The 18940-nt window shown below is 64.3% G+C and carries 8 protein-coding genes; 5 read left to right on the forward strand and 3 right to left on the reverse strand.

What is annotated here, in order from left to right:
- Positions 1-163: 163 nt before the first annotated feature.
- On the reverse strand, positions 164-1141 hold the full coding sequence (locus Q5H89_RS22030) for a site-specific integrase (RefSeq protein ID WP_305021496.1): 978 nt from the start codon (positions 1139-1141) through the stop codon (positions 164-166).
- 869 nt (positions 1142-2010) lie between these two features.
- Between Q5H89_RS22030 and Q5H89_RS22035 the strand changes: the two genes are divergently transcribed.
- Positions 2011-2772, forward strand: coding sequence for a ParA family protein (locus Q5H89_RS22035; protein WP_305021497.1), 762 nt, complete (start codon positions 2011-2013; stop codon positions 2770-2772).
- On the forward strand, positions 2769-3074 hold the full coding sequence (locus tag Q5H89_RS22040; RefSeq protein WP_305021498.1) for a hypothetical protein: 306 nt from the start codon (positions 2769-2771) through the stop codon (positions 3072-3074). Before Q5H89_RS22035 ends, Q5H89_RS22040 begins: the two co-directional genes overlap by 4 nt.
- A gap of 274 nt (positions 3075-3348) precedes the next feature.
- Here the strand turns inward: Q5H89_RS22040 and Q5H89_RS22045 are convergent, their stop codons facing one another.
- Positions 3349-4503 (reverse strand): replication initiation protein, encoded by a 1155-nt coding sequence (locus Q5H89_RS22045; protein ID WP_305021499.1) that lies wholly within the window; start codon positions 4501-4503, stop codon positions 3349-3351.
- 1079 nt (positions 4504-5582) lie between these two features.
- Here Q5H89_RS22045 and Q5H89_RS22050 point away from each other — a divergent pair.
- A complete protein-coding gene (locus Q5H89_RS22050; RefSeq protein ID WP_305021500.1) occupies positions 5583-8714 on the forward strand; it encodes a lantibiotic dehydratase in 3132 nt (1043 codons plus the stop codon).
- Between the two features lie 222 nt (positions 8715-8936).
- On the opposite strand, the gene Q5H89_RS22055 is transcribed toward Q5H89_RS22050, so the two are convergent.
- Positions 8937-10001: a sensor histidine kinase gene (locus Q5H89_RS22055; protein ID WP_305021501.1), complete on the reverse strand. Its 1065-nt coding sequence runs from the start codon at positions 9999-10001 to the stop codon at positions 8937-8939.
- A gap of 204 nt (positions 10002-10205) precedes the next feature.
- On the opposite strand from Q5H89_RS22055, the gene Q5H89_RS22060 reads away from it, so the two are divergent.
- Together Q5H89_RS22060 and Q5H89_RS22065 are read left to right on the forward strand one after the other, a co-directional pair.
- Entirely contained in the window at positions 10206-10340 is a 135-nt protein-coding gene (locus Q5H89_RS22060; RefSeq protein WP_305021502.1) for a hypothetical protein, read from the forward strand.
- A 601-nt stretch (positions 10341-10941) separates the two neighbouring features.
- Positions 10942-18753: a non-ribosomal peptide synthetase gene (locus tag Q5H89_RS22065; RefSeq protein WP_305021503.1), complete on the forward strand. Its 7812-nt coding sequence runs from the start codon at positions 10942-10944 to the stop codon at positions 18751-18753.
- Positions 18754-18940: the final 187 nt, after the last annotated feature.

The following is an 18940-nucleotide window of genomic DNA, read 5'->3' on the forward strand; positions in this document are numbered from 1 at the left end:
TCAACAAAGCGGTAGAGATGCTTCGACAAGCTCAGCATGACAAAAATCGTGTTTTTTACAATTCCCAAACACGCTCTAAGAAGGCTTGGCATCGCTACTTCTTCGAGCGGGGAGCAGCCGGCTTGCGGCAGCCGGCCAGCAAGCCGGCTGCTCCGGCCGCGCGCTACAAGCCAAGTTTTTGGGCGGCGTTGTGCTGGCGCACGTTGTCGAGGCGGGTATAGCGCCGAATCATATCCGTCGTCTTGTGTTTGGTCTGGTTCATAACTTCCGCATCATCAGCGCCGTTGAGCTTGGCAATGGTCACAAACGAGGCGCGTAGCGAGTGGGCGGTATAAGGCGCGCCCAGGCGCAGGCGCACAATCTCGTTCAGGCTAAATGCGCTGAGCCGGCGCCGGCTTAGCCGCTGCCCCTTGTGAAAAGACAGGAACAAGGGCCCGCTCGTGCGTTCGTGCTGGCGCAGCACCTCCAGCCAGTCCTTAACGGCGCGCACCGGGCAGCTGCGCCGGTCGGGGGCAAAGAAGATGGCCTTCTCTTCGGCCTCGCCTTTCTGATTGGTTTTGCTTTTCGGCAGCTCCACCACCAGCCCGTCGTCGTCAAAGCGCAGGTGGGCCAGGTCGAGGCCAGCGAGTTCGTCGCGCCGAAACGCCCCGGCCAGCCCCAGCAGTAGCAAGGCCCGGTCGCGCACGCCGGCCGGCCGCGCCGTGTCGATGCCCTGCACCACGCGCTTGAAATACGCCAGGGTGAAAGCCGGCGCCTGCTTCTGCTTAACGCCTTTCTCGCGGCTGATGCCTTCGAGCAGGGTCCGGAGCTGCCGGTCGTCGGTCGGAGTCGGAAAACCGGCCAGTTGGTGGGCCTTGCTCACGGAGGCGCAGTGGCGCCGAATGGTGGCCACCTTTTTACCGGCCTCGGCCAGCGCCGTCATAAAGGCCGCCAGCGTCAGCACCTCGGCGGGCAGCGGCTCGCGCCCGTGGTCCTGGCACCAAGTGGTGAAGCGGCGCCAGTCGCCGGCGTAGGCGCGCTGGGTGTTGGCCGCGCCTTGCTGCCCGGTGCGCACGTAGCGCGCCCCGGCTTCGGCGTAGTCGTCAATATGGCGGGCGGCGCCGATGCCCTGAGCGGCGGCCCGAATGGGGAGCTTTTCCATAGCAGCGCGGGCGGCAGCCGTAAGCTGCCCAAAGTGCGTGGCAAAAGCCAGCGCGTAAAAGTAAGCTAAAATTACCCTCGATAAGTAAGGATTATCAAGGGTAATCACCAGAAAAAGCAATAAAACATATTTTTGTACAATACTACCGTAAAAGTGCTACGCCTGGCCTGTAAAGTTCTATTTTCAAGCCGCGCTAGTAGCTTCGCTTCCCCACCCGGCCCCGCAGCTGATGCTGCTAGTGAACAGAGAGCCGAAACAGCTGGTAGCTTTTACAGTACAAGCCCCCACTAGTAGCGCCGAGATAGTCTGGCTGAGCAGAGCAGCATGGGGCGGCTCTTTTCTGCACAGCGGCAAAGCCTGCTAAGCCTCCTAACTAAGCCGCGGCCTTGTATTGTGCCCGCCTGCTAAAGGCTGCCATTCCGCAGCGCCCGTTTGCTGCACAGCGGCGGCGGGCCCTGGCCGCCGCTGTGCAGCAAACGGGCGGGGCCCGCCCAACGCCGGCTCATCGTTTAGTAAAGCAGTGGCATAATCTGGGTGGGACATGGCCAAGCTTGCCAGGCGCTTGCCTTTTCCCGGCCGTCTCAGCTGTGACGCCCTGGGCCAAAAGGAGCACCGACTGCGCCCGGCACACCGCTCAAAGCCTGGCCACGACGCCCAAAATACCCCTGAGCTTACCGCGAGCCGGCTTCAATTCTGCCAGCTGCCAGGTACAAGCGCCGGCGCCCTGACTGAAAAGTTACCTACTTAACAAGCACATACTATTGATAATAAAATTTTTAGCTCAAAAAATGTTTACAATGGTAACAATTGTTGCTATGGTAACAAAGGAAAGCATTGTTATAATTGGCGGCATTGTGTTTATTTACGCCATGCAAACAATTGTAATGGCTAACCATAAGGGCGGCACTGGGAAGACTACCAGTTGCCTAAACGTGGCCCATGCCCTGCGAGAACAAGGGCACAGCGTATTGCTATTGGATTGCGATAGCCAGTGCAACCTTACCCAGAGCTTCACGCTGCCCGCCCCCGCCGGCAAACGGCTCGACGCAGTGCTGCTAGGCCAGGCAAGTCTCTCGGATGCGGTGCAGGAAGTGGGAGAAGGGCTGTACCTGTTGCCCGGTTCGCCCGACCTGGCGGAGGCCGAGGAGCGCATTGGCAAGAGGCCAGGGGCCGAGTTTGCCCTGAAGGAGCTGCTCGACGAGGTAGAGGCCATCGACTTTTGCCTGATTGATACGCCGGGCGGCCTGGGTAAGCTAACCTACGCGGCCCTGACGGCAGCCACCGCCGTCTTCATCCCGGCGCAGCCGGAATATTACGGAATCGAAGGCCTGGTGGGCCTGCTCGACGTGTGCCAGCAGGTGCAAAAGCGCCTGAACAAAGGCCTGAAGATTGGGGGGCTGTTTTTTACGCAGTACAACCGCAGCGACCGGCGCCGGGCCCAGAAAGACATGGTGACCCTGCTGGAAACCCACCCCGTGTTTGGCCCGCTGGTTATGCACACCACCATTCGCCCCAACGTGTCGCTGGTAGAAGCCCAGATTGAGAAAGAAAGCATCTATGCCTGGGCCGGTCAATCTGCCGGCGCTCACGACTATACTGCCCTTACCGCCGAAATTCTTACCCGTTTATGAGCACTAAACCCACTTTCGGTAAAAAAGTCCTTTCGTCCATCAACGAGCGAATTGAGCCCGCGCCGGAGCCGGCAGCCGGCAACGCAGAAGAGCCAACCGTTTGGGTATCGTTTACTACGGCAGTAACCCGCGAAACGTACCTCAAGCTGAAGCAGGCTGAGTACTGGCTACCCGGCTTTCTGATGAAGGAGCTAACCGAGGCCGCCCTGGTGAAGGAGCTGGCAGCTCATCCCGAAGCCGATAAGCCCCTGCCGGATGCCTTGCTGCAGAAGCTATTGCGCACCAGTAAAAAGCTGCGGTAGCCATGTGCTTTACGAATAGCTATCCCATAGGGCACAGCTAGCCTGCCACCTGATTTATCAATTATCATTCTATGAGCTAGTTAGCTCAAAATTTAAAATAAATTGCAACAATTGTTAGAATGGTTAGTGTGGTAGTAATTCTTATGATTTATGCTACGCTGACTATTCTAACAATTGTTGGAATTTACGAAATTTTTATTCTTCACAAGAAAGGTGATTTTTGAGCAGGCGGTTTATTTACCCGGTATTTTTCCGGCCTGGCTAGGGTGGGGGGTTAGGCTTCCAGCTGCTTTAGCCGTTGCGCTAAGTCCGCAATCTTGCCCTGGACCTCCGCTACAAATGCCGGGCGGGTTTCATCGGTATACAGCAGCGAGGTCTGAAAAAACGACAGGCTGTTGTGGGCATCCTCCAGCTCGCCCTGCAGCTTGCGGCGCTGGCTGTTCAGCGCCTGGCTTGGCCGGGCCCGGGGCTTAGCCTGCTTTTTCTGGTAAGCGGGCAGCAGATAGCCATCGACCAATGCTTTGAACATTGCGCCGCCCGGTTTTTTTATTTTGCCGGCCTCGGCCTGCGCTTGTATTGTTTGCAGCACAAAGTGCACGTACCCTTCGTCGTAGGTGCCGGCGGCTAGCTTCTCGCGTACCGTTTCCAGGCTTTTTGCCGCTACTCCAGCCGCCAAAAGCTCCGTAGCCCAAGCCTCGGGCAGGGGCAGCAGCTCGGGGAGGGTGGCGCCCGTGGGCGTGAACAGAAAGCGGATTTCCGTGATAACGCGCCCTTGCTTGAGCAGCTCGTAGGTGAAGGGCAAATCGGTTTGCGCCAGTTCCTCCTGGGCCGGGTCGAGCACCCGCGTGCGGAAGTGGTCGAACCGGTCGGCGTACTCATCTTTCAGCCCCAGCACGTGGCGCAGCTCCCCGACGCTGACCGTGCGCTTACCAAAGGCTGCGTACTCGCGCAGCAGCCAGTAGATGCGGTGCGAGGCGGGCCGCTTTATTTTGAGTACCTGGCTTAGCTGGGCCTTGGTAAAGTTATTCTTCAGCTCTAGCAGATAGGGCTTCAGGTGCTCATTGAACACGGCTTCCACCACGCCTTCCCGCTTCAAGTAGTCAATCGCCCCCATCAGCGGGCGGTTTTTGATATCCGGCTCTTTCAGGCGCTCGCCGTTGGGGCCCAGCACTTCCAGCAGCAGGAAGCGGCTGGCCATCTTCTCTGTCATGGCCCGCACTTCTGTGTACACGTTTTTGCTGGTGCTGTCTGCGCACAGCTCCCGCACGGGAATCCGGCACACCGGCAGGGCGGTATCCTCCCGGCCGATGCGGCTAATCATGGCCAGGAAACAGCGCATTTCCAGGGCTGACATGGTAAAGCCAGCGTTTACCATCGCGTTGTGTTGCACTACCAGTGGGTTGGTTGTGGTGGTCAGGTCTTTGGTCATGAGCGCATCAGCAGAGGCCTGGCAAATGTACCGCGCCTACGCCATTCCCCCACAACCAATTTCAACCTGTGGGGGAATAACCCCATTTTTGTGGGGGAATAACCCCCTCCTAACCCCATTTTTGTGGGGGAATGACCCCATTTTTGTGGGGGAATGACCCCATTTTTGTGGGGGTATAACCCCATTTTTGTGGGGAAATGCCCTTGCAGCTATTTGGCAATCAAGGCGTTGCGGCACCCGTAAACTTAGTAAACTAGTTAAAAAAAGTAACTACTGTTTCTTGAGTAGTTTTTTTTCTTTCAGGGGTTAGTCCGTTCGCACGGCACCCATTTTGGCTAAGTAGTGGGGAGGGGGCGGGCGACCCCATTTTTGTGGGGGAATGGCTCAAAATGTGGCCCCATTGGCTGGAAACGCCCTTTTCACATTTCTATTCCCCCACAAAAATGGGGTCGTAAGGGGAGTATTCCCCCACAAAAATGGGGTCAGCACGAGCCCTGGTCTTGTGGGACGGAGGCTAGGGGGGCGCTGCCACCCTGGCTGCCCACCTTGGCGACTGCCCAGGCGTTGTGGCGGGGGCAACCCCATTTTTGTGGGGGTAAGGTCGGTTTGGTTGTTGGTGGGTTATTGCTTGTTGGGTACCAATCATTGTTTACTCAATTAGTTCTATTAGTCAAAAATACAGAATGTGCTAATTCGGGAGTTAACCAGCTAACAATCAGATAGTACAAAATGGTATTTCGCGTAAATTTCAGCGCTTGTGCCATTATAAACTGCTAACCGGAAGGCTAGCGCCAGGTGCTACGTGGTTGTACTTGGCGCACATTGCAAAGGGGGCGGGGCAGCGAGTGGGGGCGGGGGCATGGGAACGCGCGGTTGGGCCGGGTAGCTACCGGGCTGAAAGACCGGCAGGGGCAGGGGCTGGAAGGGACCATAAACATCGGGGCCTGCCGGGCCGGGCAAAAGTTTAGTACACTAACCCCGCTTTGCGCAGGACTAAGCCCTGGTAGCAACGCAGCCGGGCGCGGCCGGCCTGTATATTTCGCCCCGCCTTTTCCCGTTTTCCGGTCCTGCCGGCTTGTATGGAACACCTCTACACCTTTCACCCGGCGCTGGTGCTGCGCACCCCCGCGCGGCCGCTGGCCGGGGCCCCCACCACGGCCGCCGACTGGCTGGCCGATGCCGCGTTTAGGGAAGCCCTCTACCTGGCCTCGCCGCCCCTGCTGGCCGAGGCCGAGCGCTGGCAGCGCGGCGAGCTGCGCGATGCCAAAAAGGAAGCCCGGCTGCTCGCGGCCCTGGGCCGCTACCAGGGCCGGATGCGCAGCCGCTGCACGCCGTTTGGGCTGTTTGCCGGCTGCTCGGTGGTGGGGTGGGGCCCCGAAAGCCGCCTGTGCCTCGACCCCGCCGCTACCACCCGGCATACCCGCCTCGACATGCACTACCTGTGCGCGCTGGCCGCCCGGCTAGCCGCCCAGGAGCCGCTGCGCAGCCGCCTGCGCTACAGGCCCAACTCCAGCCTCTACGACCTGGGGCACGAGCTGCGCTACGTCGAGTACAGCTACGGCGAGGGCCGCCCCCCCGAGGGCGAGCACCAGCTGAGTGCCGTGGAGGCCACCGAGCCCCTGCGCCGGGCCCTGGCGGCCAGCGCCGGTGGGCAGCAGCGCCGGGGGCTGGCCCTGGCGCTGCTTGGCCTGGAGGAAGACGCCGCTAGCCCCGTAGCCGATGCCGACCTGGCAGAGGCCCTGGAATTTGTGGATGCGCTGATTGAGGCGCAGCTCCTGGTGAGCGAGCTGGAGCCCACCGTCACGGGAGCCGAGTTTTTGCCCCACCTGCGCCAGGTGCTGGCCCGCCTCGACGACCCCGCCGCGCCCCATGCCGGCCTGGCGGCAGTGCGGAGCGTGGTAGCCGACGTGAGCGCCCGCCTGGCGGCCCTCGACGCCCACCCCGCCGGCCCCAACCCTACCGCCGCCTACACAGCCATTGAGGCGGCGCTGGCGCCGCTGGCGGTGCCCCTGGAAGCGGGCAAGCTTTTCCAGGCCGACCTGCTGCCCGGTGTGCTGGCCGGCAGCACCCTGGCCACCAGCCAGCAGGCCGCCCTGCTGGCGGCCCTGCGGGTGCTGGGCCACCTTACCCCGGCCACCACCCAGGCCCGGCTGGCCGAGTTCAAGCAGCAGTTTGCGGCCCGCTACGAGGCGCGGGCCGTGCCCCTGCTCGAAGCGCTGGACTCGGAAAGCGGCATCAGCTACTCTGACTACGGCCGCCACGCCTACGCCCCGCTGGTCGAAGACCTGATGCTGCCCGGCGCCGCCAGCCCCGCCCCGGCCCCCCTGCTCACGGCGGCCCAGCAGCTGCTGGCCGGCCGGCTGCGCGCCGCCGAGCAGGCCGGAGACTATGCCATCGACCTGACCCTGGCCGAGGTGCAGCACCTGCCCAGCGTGGCCGATGCCCTGCCGCCGTCCTTCTCGGTGCTGTTTCGGGCACTGGCCGGGGGGCAGCTGCTGCTGGAAAGCGCCGGCGGGGCGAGCGCAGCTAACCTGCTAGGGCGCTTTGCCCACGCCTCGCCGGCCATTGCCGGGGTAGTGCACAGCCTGGCTGCCGCCGAGCAGGCCCACAACCCCGGCGTAGTGCTGGCCGAAATCTGCCACCTGCCGGCCAGCCGGCTCGGCAATATTTTGCTGCGGCCCTGCTTCCGCGACTTCGAGCTGCCCTACCTGGCCCATGCCGCCTGCCCGCCCGCGGGCCGCCTGGCCCTCCAGGACCTTACCCTGCGGCTGCACCGGGGCCAGCTGGAGCTGTGGTGCCGCCGCACCGGCCACCGGGTGGTGCCGCGCCTGAGCGCGGCCCACAACTACACCCAGCAGGCGCTGCCCGTGTACCAGCTGCTGTGCGACCTGCAAACCCAGGGCCTGCAAGCCAGCCTGGGCGTGAGCTGGGAGGCCCTGGCCCCCGAGGCGCGCTTCCGGCCCCGGCTCACGCACCAGGGAGTGGTGCTGCTGGCCGCCAGCTGGCAGCTGGCCGCCGCTGACCTGGCTCCGCTGCTGGCCGCCGGCCCGGGCGGGGCCGCCGAGGCCTGGGCGACCTTTCGCCGGCGCTGGCAGCTGCCGCGCTATTTTACCCTGGCCGAGGCCGACCACGAGCTGCTGATTGATGCCGAGGACCCGGCCGGCGTGCGCGACTGGCTGGCCCTGGTGCGGGCCCGGCCCGGCGTGCTGCTCAAAGAGTTTTTGTTTGACCCCGCCACCTGCCTCGTGCGCGACCCGGCGGGCCGGCCCTACACCAACCAGCTTGTGGCCTCGCTGCTGCGCACGGCGCCCTGCTACCCCGCCGCGGGCGGGGCAGCGCCCCGCCCCGGCGCGCCGCCCGCCGCGGTGCCCCGCTCGTTCGAGCCCGGCTCGGAGTGGCTCTACTACAAGCTCTACTGCGGCCCCAAGGTGGCCGACCGCCTGCTGGCCGAGGCCCTGGCGCCCCTCACCGAGGAGCTGCTGGCCCGGGGCTGGGTTGATAAGTGGTTTTTCATTCGCTACACCGACCCCGACCACCACCTGCGCTTGCGCCTGCACCTGCCCGCCCCCGCCGCCGCCCTGGGCCCGGTAATGCAGGCCGTGAGGGCAGCCCTGGCCCCGTACACGGCCAGCGGGAGCCTCTGGAAAACCCAGACCGACACCTACCAGCGCGAGCTGGAGCGCTACGGCAGCCACACCATCGAGCTGGCCGAAAGCCTGTTTTACTACGACAGCCGCCGGCTGCTGGCCCGCCTCGCCGCCCCTCCTCCCGGCCCTGGCCCCACCGGCTGGCTGGGGGCCGCCCGCGGCATCGACGAGCTGCTCGCTGCCTTCGGCTGCGACCTGCCGCGCCGGCTGGCCCTGCTCACGCAGTGGCGCGCGGCCTTTGCCCACGAGTTTGCCGTCGATAAGCCCCTGCGCCTCCAGCTCGATGCCCGCTACCGCCAGCACCGGGCCGCCCTGCACGCTGCCCTGGCCCCGCCGCCCCCCGCCAGGCCCGAGGCCCTGCCGCTGGCCGGCCTGCTGGCCGAGGTGGCGGGCCAGGTGCTGGCCCGCCACGCCCGCGGCCAGCTCGAAGTAGCTCCCGATGCCCTGCTGGGCCACTACGCGCACATGCTCGTTAACCGGGCCGTGAGCGTGCGGCCCCGCCTGCACGAGCTGCTGGTTTATGATTTTCTGGCCCGCTACTATCAGTCGGCAGCGCGGCGGTAAGCCGGGAGGCTGATTGAAATTTTATTGTACTTTACTCGGCAAGGTCTATGCGCCGGCGACCGCGGCTGGCTGCTCCGCAATGCGCGGCGCCCCACGGCCAACCGATGGCGGGACTCTTGAAATTCTCCTCCCTGCGGCTGGCGCTTACCTCCCGCCGCCACAGCTGGCAGAAGTTGTTTCTTGCAGATTTATCATTGTAAATCAAAAGATTATAGCATTGGTCTAAAGGTCGATAACTAGTTTGCAGCTGTAGTAGTCCGGGGTATTATCCAGGTCCAGGGTGTAGCGGCCGGGGTACACCAGGTCGAGGCGCTGGCGGGTGTTGGCCAGGCCAATGCCGGTGCTTTTTTCCTTGGGGCCGAGGCGCTTTTTATTGTGTGTTTCGAAGGTAAGCTTGCTCTCAACCACGGCCAGGCGAATGCGCAGCGGGTGGGCCGCATCGGTGAGCTCGCCGTGCTTGAAGCAGTTTTCGACAAACGTGATGAGCACCAGCGGAATGATGCGCAAAAAATGGGTGCTGCCCTGCTGCGCAAAATCTACCTGGAGCTTGTTATTAAACCGCAGCTGATTGAGGGCAATGTAATTGTGCAGGTGCTTTACCTCCTGGTCCAGCATCACTTTGCCGTGAATTTCTTCGTGCAGAGCGTAGCGCATGGTTTCGGCCAGCAGCAAAATGCCCTGGGCGGCCGGTTCCGAATGCGGGTATACCTGGGCGTAGAGAAAGTTGAGCGAGTTGAAGAGAAAGTGCGGATTAATCTGGTTTTTGAGAAATGCCAGGTTGGCTTCCATCAGGCTGTGCTCGGCCACGCGCAGGGCTTCTTCCTGGCGGCGCTTCTGCACCTGCATCTGCACGGAGCGGCGCGCAAACCAGTAGCCCGTGCTCAGCATCTGGAAGAACGTGCCGCGGTAAAACGACTGCGCCCAGTAGTAGGCAAGCAGCCCGGTGCGGGAGAGGGGCGTGGCCGGGAGCGGCGTGGTGCCTAGCCCCAGGGCCGGCACCAGGTAGAGGTAAAGGGTGCTGCGCACCAGCGAGTAGGTGGCCAGCAGGGCTAGCGCCGCCAGGGCGTAGCGCCCGTAGCGACGCGACTCGTAGAGGCGGGGAAGCAGCACCAGCCCGTTGAGGTAAAACAGGGCAATGTTGAGCAGGTAGTTGAGCAGCACCGACCCCGCGGAGGGCGCGCTCATGCTTGAGAGCAGAAAAACCGCCTGCTCGTACCCGATAAAGCCCAGCCAGGCCAGCCCGTGCGGCAGCAGCTGGCGCCGCAGGGCGCGATAATCGATAGCCATGCGGCGAAAGTACGCGCCGGCTGGGCCGCCCTGGCCGGCGCGTACTTTCGCCGCAGTGGCCAAAAAGCCAGGTTGGTAGCGCCAATAGCCGGGTTGATGTAACAGACTTGCCGCCGGTGGGGGAGGCTAGTACGTTTGTTTCAGGCAACGCCACTACGGGCTGCGCCACTTCCTAACTCCCTCACCCTCTTCCTTTTTTCCTCCATGAAGAACCTCGCTACCCCCGCCAAGTTCACGCTCACCAAAACGACGGTTACCCGTTTTACCAAGGCTCAGCAACCGGCCGGGATTTTCAATACCATCGACACCTCGGTTGTGCCGACCACCAGCGTCTTTTAAGCTGGCGGGCCGCCCCCGGGCCGGGCGGCCCACGGGTTGCTTGCCGCTGGCCGGGCTGGCTCGCCCCGCCCCACTAGCCCGGCGGGCCGCCCCGCCCCCTGCAACACTACTGCCCCGCCAACGCCACAAGCCGGCCCAGCCACGCGCTGGCCCGGCTTGTGGCGTTGGCGGGGCTTTTGCCGGCGCCCGGCCCGGCCCCGGCGGGCCGCCCGCCCAGGGTGGTAAACCGGCCGTTTTGCCCCCTGGCTGAAAGGACAATTCACGCAGCGCGAGCTGCCTGTGCCGGCGCCTGTAGCCTAAGCGCGAGGGTAGTTGCCGGCGGCTCTGCCAAGGCCTGGAAAGCGCCGGGCGGGCGGCGGCTAAAGCACGCCCAATGCCTGGTTTAGTACGGCAAAACAGCTGGTTCGTGTAAGGGAATGGGCCGGCCCAAGCGCTTGCAACACCTTTGGGCCAGGATGATGGCGGGCCGCCGGGCCGCCGGCCAACACCAAGTGCTTTTGCGGAAGGCCGCCCGGCCCGCGGCGCGGCCGGCCGCCACCCCTCCTTCAGGCTATCACTCACTTTCAGCGCGGGACCGCCCTAAAGTTTAATCCGTCTTATCATGGAAGTTTTCGAGCTTATCAGGCAGCTAAAAAAGGCCGACGTTCACCTGTTTGTCGAGGAGCAGGAGCTGAAAGTAAAGGCCCGGCCCGGCGCGCTGCCGCCCGCGCTGCTAGCCCACCTCAAAACGCACAAGCAGGCGCTGCTGCTGCTACTGCAAGGCGGCCCAGCGGCCGAGGCTATTGCACCGGCGCCCCTGGCCGCCGATTATCCGCTCTCCTACGGGCAGCAGAGCATCTGGACCCTGAGCCAGGATGCGCAGGCCTCGCTGGCCTACCACATGCCCGTGGCCATGCAGCTGCCCGAGGCCGCCCAGGCCGGGCAGCTGCAGCAGGCCATTCAGGACCTGGTAGAGCGGCACAGCAGCCTGAGAACCTCGTTTTTTGAGCAGGCCGATGGCTCGGTCAGGCAGCGCGTAGCGCCGGAGACGCAGTTTCGGCTGCAAGTGCGGGAGGTGCCCGCGCTGTCGGCCGCCACCCTGCCCGGCTACCTGCTGGCAGAAAGCAGGGAGGCTTTTTGCCTGGAGCAGGCCCCGCTGCTGCGCGGCACGCTGCTGCGCGGCAGCGGGGCCTGCTACCTGCTGCTGACCGTGCACCACATTATCTGCGACGGGCTGTCGCTGGATGTGTTGCAGCAGGAGCTGCTGCTTTGCTACGAAGCCCGCCAGCAGGGGCAGGCCCCGGCGCTGCCGGCGCTGAGCCGCAGCTACCAGGATTTTGCCGTGTGGCAGCACGCCAGCCAGCAGCAGGGCCTCTGGCAGGCCGAAGAGCAGTATTGGCAAGCGCTGCTGCAACCCCCGCTGCCCGTAATAGAGCTGAAAAACAACCTGAAGCGCCCCGCCGTGAAAACCTTCGCCGGCGAGCGCCTGCGGGTAGAGCTGCCGGGGCCGGTGCGCACCGCCCTGCTGGCCCGCTGCGCGCAGCAGCAGGTGTCGCTGTTTGCGGGGCTGCTAGCCGGCCTGCAAGCGCTCATCTTCCGCTACACCCAGAAAACCGACACGGTTTTGGGTACCGTTACCTCGGGCCGGTCGGTGGAGGCGCTGCAGCACCTGGTGGGCATGTTCATCAACACCCTGCCCCTGCGGCTGCGCTTCGAGCCGGCGGCCACGTTCGAGCAGCTGCTCGCGGCCCAGCAGCAGGCCCTGCAAGATGCCCTGGCCCACCAGGCCCTGCCCTTCCAGAAAATGGTGGAGCTGGCCGGGGGCCAGCGCGACCTGAGCCGCTCCGCCCTTTTCGATATTATGGTGATTTTCAACGAGCACACGCCGGAAAATCAGCCCACGGCGGCGGGCGCCTACCGCTTGCTGCAAGCCGACCTGCGCACGACCAGCCAGTTTGACCTCACTATTGCGTTTGAGGCCCAGCCCAGCGGCCTGGCGGCTACGCTCGAATTCAACACGGCCATCTACGACCGCGCGTTCATCGGCCGCCTGTGGGAGCACTTTGTGCAGCTGCTGGCTACGCTGCTGGCTTCCCCGGGCGACGGCATTGCCAGCTGCAACTACCTGCCGCCCACCGAGCGCCGGCAGCAGCTGCAGGTCTTCAACGACTTGCAGGCCTACTACCAGCCCGAGGTCACGGTTCTCGACCTCATCGAGCAAGCCGCGGCGGCCAACGCCCACAAAATAGCCCTCATTGGCCCGGCCGCGCAGCTCACCTTCCGGCAGGTGTGGCAGGAAGTCGCCACGCTGTCGGCGCACCTGCGCACCCTTGTGGGGCCGGGCCAGGTAGTTGGCGTGCAGCTCACGCGCACCGAGTGGCTGCCCATTGCCCTGCTGGCCGTGCTGCACAGCGGGGCCGCTTACCTGCCCCTCGACCTGGCTTACCCGCAGGAGCGCATCGACTACATTCTGCAAGACAGCGGCTGCGACCTGCTCATTACCGACGCCTGGCTGGCCGCCTACCAGCAGCAGGCGCCCCCGGTGCCCGGCGCGGCGCCCGCGCCCCCGGTGCCCGGCGGGGCAGCCCTGGCCTACATCATCTACACGTCGGGCTCCACGGGCAAGCCCAAAGGCGTGATGATTTCGCACCAGAACATGGCCCTGTTCGTGCAGTGGGCGCTGGATGAGTTTGCCAATTCGCCGTTCGAGCTGGTGTACGCCGTTACGTCGCACTGCTTCGACCTCTCCGTATTCGAATTTTTCTTTAGCCTGGCCGCCGGCAAAACGGTGCGCATACTGCCCTCCGGCCTGCACATTGCCGAGGCCATTGCCGCCGACCGGGGCGTGCTCCTCAATACCGTGCCGTCGGTGGTGCAGCACCTGCTCAAGGACGCCACCTTTCCCTGGCAGCACGTGGCCGTGCTCAACATGGCCGGGGAGGCCGTGCCCCAGCACTTCAAGAACGCGCTGGATTACCGCGCCATCGAGGTGCGCAACCTGTACGGGCCTTCCGAAACCACCACCTACAGCACCTGCTACCGCTTCTCCGACCAGGAGGAAAGCATCACCATCGGCCGGCCCATTCGCAACACGCGGGTGTACGTGCTCGACGAGTTTCAGCAGCTCGTGCCCACCGGCCTCGACGGGGAGCTTTACATTGCCGGGGCCGGCGTGACGCTGGGCTACAAGGGCAAGGCCGCCCTGACGCAGGAGCGCTACCTGCCCGATTTGCTTCAGCCGGGGCAGAAAATGTACAAGACCGGCGACCTGGGCCACTGGAACTCGGCTGGCCAGCTCGTGTACACCGGGCGCAAGGATGACCAGGTGAAGCTCCGCGGCTTCCGCATCGAGCTGGGCGAGATTGAAAACGCGCTGGAGCGGGTAGCCGGGGTAAGCAAAGCCGTGGTGCAGGTGCGCCAGGCGGCCGGCCAGGAGGCCCGGCTGGTGGCCTACGTGGCCACAACCCAGGCCATTGCCGAGGAGCACCTGCGGCACCAGCTCGGGCAGCACCTGCCCGCCTACATGCTGCCCGATGCCTACGTGGCCCTGCCGGCGCTGCCCCTCACACCTAATGGCAAGGTAGACAAAGCCGCCCTGCCCTGGGAGGAAAGCTACCTGGCGCCCGCCCGGCCGGCCGCCGTGGCCCCGCGCACCCCCCCCGAAGCGCAGCTCCACGCCTTGTGGCGCGAAGTGCTAGGGGAGGAGCGCCCGTTTGGAGTGGCCGACAATTTCTTCGAGATAGGCGGCAACAGCCTCCACGCGGCCCGGCTGTACTCGCTGCTGAAGCAGCGCCTGGGCCTGCAAACGGGCATTCGGTTTGTACTGGAAAACACCACGATTGCCGCGCAGGCGGCCCGGCTCGCCGACTACGCGCCGCACCAGGAAGCGGCCATTCCGCTAGCCCCGGCCCAGCCTACGTACGCGGTAAGCAGCTTCCAGGCGCACCTGTGGCTGCTGAGCAAAAACGCGGAAGCCGCCCAGGCCTACCACGTGCCGGGGGGCATGCACCTGCTGGGCCCGCTGGATGTGCCGGCGCTGCGCCAGGCCTTCGGCCTGCTGCTGGAGCGGCACGAGCTGCTGCGCTCGGTCTTCGAAGAGGCGGCCACGGGCGAGGTGCGCCAGCGGGTGCTGCCGCCAGGGCAGGCGGCGTTCGGGCTGCCCGTGGTGGTGGCCGAAGCCGGCCCCGCCCTGGAGGCCCTGCTGCGGCAGAATGAGCAGGCGCCGTTCGCGCTCAGCACCGACCTGCCCATTCGCGCTACGCTGGTGCGCCTGGCGCCCGACCATCACTGCCTGCTCTACTGCCTGCACCACATTGTGTGCGATGGCTGGGCGCTCAAGCTCCTGGAAAAGGAAGTGATGCAGGCCTACCTGCACCTGCAAGGGCTAGCCGCGCCGGCCCTGCCGGCGCTGCCTATCCAGTACAAAGACTACATTCACTGGCAGAGCCAGCAGGATTTCAGCAAGCCGGAAGCCTACTGGAAAGCCAAGCTAGCCGCCCCGCTGCCCCTGCTGGAGCTGCCGCTGGATACCCAGCGGCCCAAGCAGAAAACCTACCGGGGCCGCAGCGCCACCCACACCCTGGCGGCCGCCACCGTGCAGCAGCTAAAGGCGGCTGTGCTGGCCGCCAATACCACCGTCTTTACGGGGCTGCTGGCTACCCTCAACCTGCTGCTGTGGCGCTACAGTGGCCAGTCGGACCAGGTGCTGGGGGTGGCCGTAGCCGGGCGGGAGCATGCGCAGCTTCAGGACCAGATTGGGCCTTACCTCAATACGCTGCCCCTGCGCAGCCAGGTGCGGGGCACCGACACGTTTGCCCAGGTGCTGGCCCAGGTGCGCCAAACCCTGCTGGAGGCCTACGAGCACCAGCACTACGCTTTTTCGCAGATTGTGGACCTAGTGGCCGCCCCGCTCGAAAGGGGGCGCTCCCCCTTGTTCGACGTGCTGGTGGTGTACCAGAACCAGGCCAGCGCGGGCATCGGCGGCCCGGCGGCCGGCCTCGCCCCGGCCGGCCTAACGGTGGTGCCGCTGCCGGAGCGCAGCTTCAGCGCTAGCCCGCTGGATATGACGTTCATCTTCCAGGATGCACCCCAGGGCATTGAGCTGCGGGCCGAGTACAACGCCGATTTGTATTCGGAAGCCTACATGCAGCGCCTGCTGGCCAACTACGCGCACCTGCTGCAGGCCCTGGCCCAGCAGCCCGGGCAAGCCATTGCCAGCCAAGACTTTATTGCGCCCGCTGAGCGCCACTGGCTGGCCGAAACCGTTAACCACGACAGCCGGCCCTACCCCCACGCGTCGCTGGTGGCGCTGTTTGAGGCCCAGGCCGCGGCCACCCCGGCCCACACGGCCCTTGTTGCGGGCGCCAGCCGGCTCACCTACCACACGCTCAACCAGCACGCCAATCAGTTTGCCAATTACCTGCGGCACCGGCACGCCGTGCGCCCCGGCACCAACGTGTGCCTGCAAATGCACCGCTCCGGGCAGCTGCTGGTTGCCATGCTGGGCATCCTGAAAGCGGGCTGCGCCTACGTGCCCATCGACCACAGCTACCCCACCGAGCGCAAGCAGTACATTCTGGCCGACAGCGCCTGTGCCCTAACCGTGGACGATGCGTGCTTCGGCGATTTCCTGGCCGGGCAGGCGCAGTACGACCCCCAAAATCTGGCCCTGCCCATCGCGCCCGAGCAGCTGTGCTACGTCATTTACACGTCGGGCTCCACGGGCAACCCCAAAGGCGTAATGGTGCGGCACCGCAACGTGGTGCCCCTGGTGAAGAATACCAGCTACCTCACCATTCAGCCCACCGACGTAGTCTTGCAGTGGTCGAATTTTGCCTTCGACGGGGCCGTTTTCGACATCTTCGGGGCTCTGCTCAACGGCGCCACGCTGGTGCTGCTGGCCGGCAGCGAAGTGGCTTCCATCGATGCCATCAAGGCCCGCATCCACGAGCATCAGGTTACGGTCCTGTTCATCACAACGGCCTTGTTCAACCTGATTGTCGATGCCGACATCACCACCTTCCAGCCCTTGCGCAAGCTGCTTTTCGGGGGCGAGCTTGTGTCGAAGCACCACGTGCGCCGGGCCGTGGACTACCTGGGCCGGGGGCGCCTGCTGCACGTGTACGGCCCCACCGAAACCACGGTGTACGCCACTTTCCACGCCGTAGAGGAAGTGCTGGAGGCCGACCTGACCGTGCCCATCGGCATCCCGCTCACCAACGACGCGGTTTACATCCTCGACGAGGCCCTGCAACTGCTGCCGCGCGGCGCCAGCGGGGAAATTTGCCTCGGCGGCGCCGGCGTGAGCCAGGGCTACCTGAACGACGCCGACAAAACGGCCGCCAAATTTGTGCCCAATCCTTTCAGGGCCGGGGAGCTGCTTTACCGCACCGGCGATTTGGGCCGCTGGCAGGAAAACGGGGCCGTGGCCTTCATGGGCCGCATCGACTTCCAGGTAAAAATCCGGGGGCACCGGGTAGAGCTGGCCGAGATAGAATACTACCTGAGCCTCTGGGACGAAATTACCGACGGGGTAGTGCGGCTGAACGAAGATGCGCAGGGCGATAAGTACTTGTGCGCCTACGTGGTAGGGGCCATTCGGGACGAGCAGGCGCTGCGCGCCTACCTGCTGCAAACCCTGCCCGACTACATGGTGCCCACCTGCTTTGTCTCGCTGGACAAGCTGCCCATCAATGCCAATGGCAAGGTAGACCGGCAGGCCCTGCCCATTCCCGCTAGCACCAGCCCGGGCCCCAAGGCCCCCCGCGTGGCGCCCCGCACCAGCCTGGAGCAGCAGCTCTGGCACCTCTGGGAAAAAGTGCTGGGCAAAAACGACTTCGGCATCACGGAAAAGTTTGCGGAGCTGGGCGGCCACAGCCTCAAAGCCAGCCGCTTGCTGGCCGAAATCCGCAAGACGCTGCAAGTGAACGTGGCCCTGGCCCAGCTGCTGAACTCCTCCATCGAGGAGCAGGCGGCCCAGCTGGCCCGCGCCGAAAAAATGGCTTTCCAGCCCATTGCCCGCGCGCCCCGGCAGCCCAGCTATCCGCTCAGCACGCAGCAGCTAGGCCTGTTTGCCGCCCACTGGCAGCACAGCGGCAGCGAGTACCTCATCAGCGGCGGCATGTCGCTCGGGGGCGAGCTTGAGCCGGAGCACTTCCGCCAGGCGGCCGCCCTGCTGCTGGACCAGCACGATATTCTCCGCACGGTGTACCGCCCCGATGCCACCGGCGAAATTCGCCAGTGGGTGCTGCCCTCCATTACGGTGGCGCAGGTGTGGGCCTACCACGATTTGTCGGGCCTGGCGGCGCCGGCCGAGGCAATGGCCCAGTACTGCCAGGCCATCGGGCCGACGGTGCTGGACTTGCAGGCCGGCCCACTCTTCAAGCTGGTGCTCTTCAAGCAGGCCCCCAACAAGTATGCCCTCATGTATTTCCTGCACCACATCGTCAGCGACGGGTGGGGGCTGGATGTGCTGCGCGAAGAGCTGCTGAGCGCCTACCTGCTGCGCCTGCAGGGCCAGCCGGCGCAGCACAGCGAGCTTCAGTACAAGGACTACGCTACCTGGCAGCAGCAGGAGCTAGGGGCCGGCTCGCTGCTGCGCTACGAGCAGTACTGGCGCGACCAGTTTCGGCGCGAGCCCGAGTTCCTGACCCTGCCCTTCGTGGCGGCCCCCGACGCCCTGGCCGCCGCGGCCGCCGAAACCGGCGTGGTAACCGCCGCCGTGGCGGCCCCGCTGCTGCCGGGCATGCGGCGGCTGGCCGCCGCCACCAACAGCAGCGTGTTCTCGGTGGCCCTCACCGGCCTCAATCTGCTGCTGCATTCCTACACGGCCCAGCACGACATTACCATTCGCAGCCCCTTTGCCGGGCGCCAGCACGCCGACCTGGACCGCGTTATCGGCTGCTTTGCCGATTCTGTGCTGCTCAGAACCTACCTGCACAGCCACCACTCCCTGCAGCAGCTGCTGCAAGAGGTGCATGCCGTGGTAGCCGATACCTACCAGTACCAGTTCTACCCAACCACGATGCTGCACGAGCTGCTTCAGCAGCTGCACGGGATTGACATGAGCGATTTGACCCGGGTCTCCATCAACTATCTGAACCTGAACAGCCGCGATAGTCGGCGCGAGAATACGGCCTTAAGTACCGCGCAACTGGAGATTGGTGTATTGCCGGAACAGAACACGAAAAGCAAGTACGATATTAACATCATATTTAACGAGGACCAGGAAAACCTGGTGTTGCACGTAGAATATAATACCAGTAAAACCGATTCGGCAATTGCCCGGGAGCTGCACAGCCGGCTGCAGGAAATCATTCAAAAGCTGATTGAATCACCCACCATGCTGCTCGCCGATTTTGCCGCTGCCTACCAGCATTCGGCGCTGCCGGCCCTGCACGAACTGGCTATGCAGGAAGTAGATGACCAGTTCTAGCCCCCTTTCCGCGCTCGGAGCCGCCCGCAAACGGAGGCCGCGCCCGGGGCCCGGCGGCCGCCGTTTGCGGGCGGCATAAGGTGGCACACAAGGCAGCTGCGGTAATTATACCGCTTTCACTAAAACAGCTTGTTTTTATTGAAAAAATAATTCCCCCTGCTAATTACCTGGGTTTCCTCCCACGAAT

This window comes from Hymenobacter cheonanensis, assembly GCF_030581075.1.
In the GTDB taxonomy this organism is placed as follows: Bacteria; Bacteroidota; Bacteroidia; order Cytophagales; family Hymenobacteraceae; genus Hymenobacter.

Coding starts and splice junctions, on each gene's coding strand:
- Q5H89_RS22030 (WP_305021496.1), bottom strand. CDS start 1,141: ATGGAAAAGCTCCCCATTCGGGCCGCCGCTCAGGGCATCGGCGCCGCC.
- Q5H89_RS22035 (WP_305021497.1), top strand. CDS start 2,011: ATGCAAACAATTGTAATGGCTAACCATAAGGGCGGCACTGGGAAGACT.
- Q5H89_RS22040 (WP_305021498.1), top strand. CDS start 2,769: ATGAGCACTAAACCCACTTTCGGTAAAAAAGTCCTTTCGTCCATCAAC.
- Q5H89_RS22045 (WP_305021499.1), bottom strand. CDS start 4,503: ATGACCAAAGACCTGACCACCACAACCAACCCACTGGTAGTGCAACAC.
- Q5H89_RS22050 (WP_305021500.1), top strand. CDS start 5,583: ATGGAACACCTCTACACCTTTCACCCGGCGCTGGTGCTGCGCACCCCC.
- Q5H89_RS22055 (WP_305021501.1), bottom strand. CDS start 10,001: ATGGCTATCGATTATCGCGCCCTGCGGCGCCAGCTGCTGCCGCACGGG.
- Q5H89_RS22060 (WP_305021502.1), top strand. CDS start 10,206: ATGAAGAACCTCGCTACCCCCGCCAAGTTCACGCTCACCAAAACGACG.
- Q5H89_RS22065 (WP_305021503.1), top strand. CDS start 10,942: ATGGAAGTTTTCGAGCTTATCAGGCAGCTAAAAAAGGCCGACGTTCAC.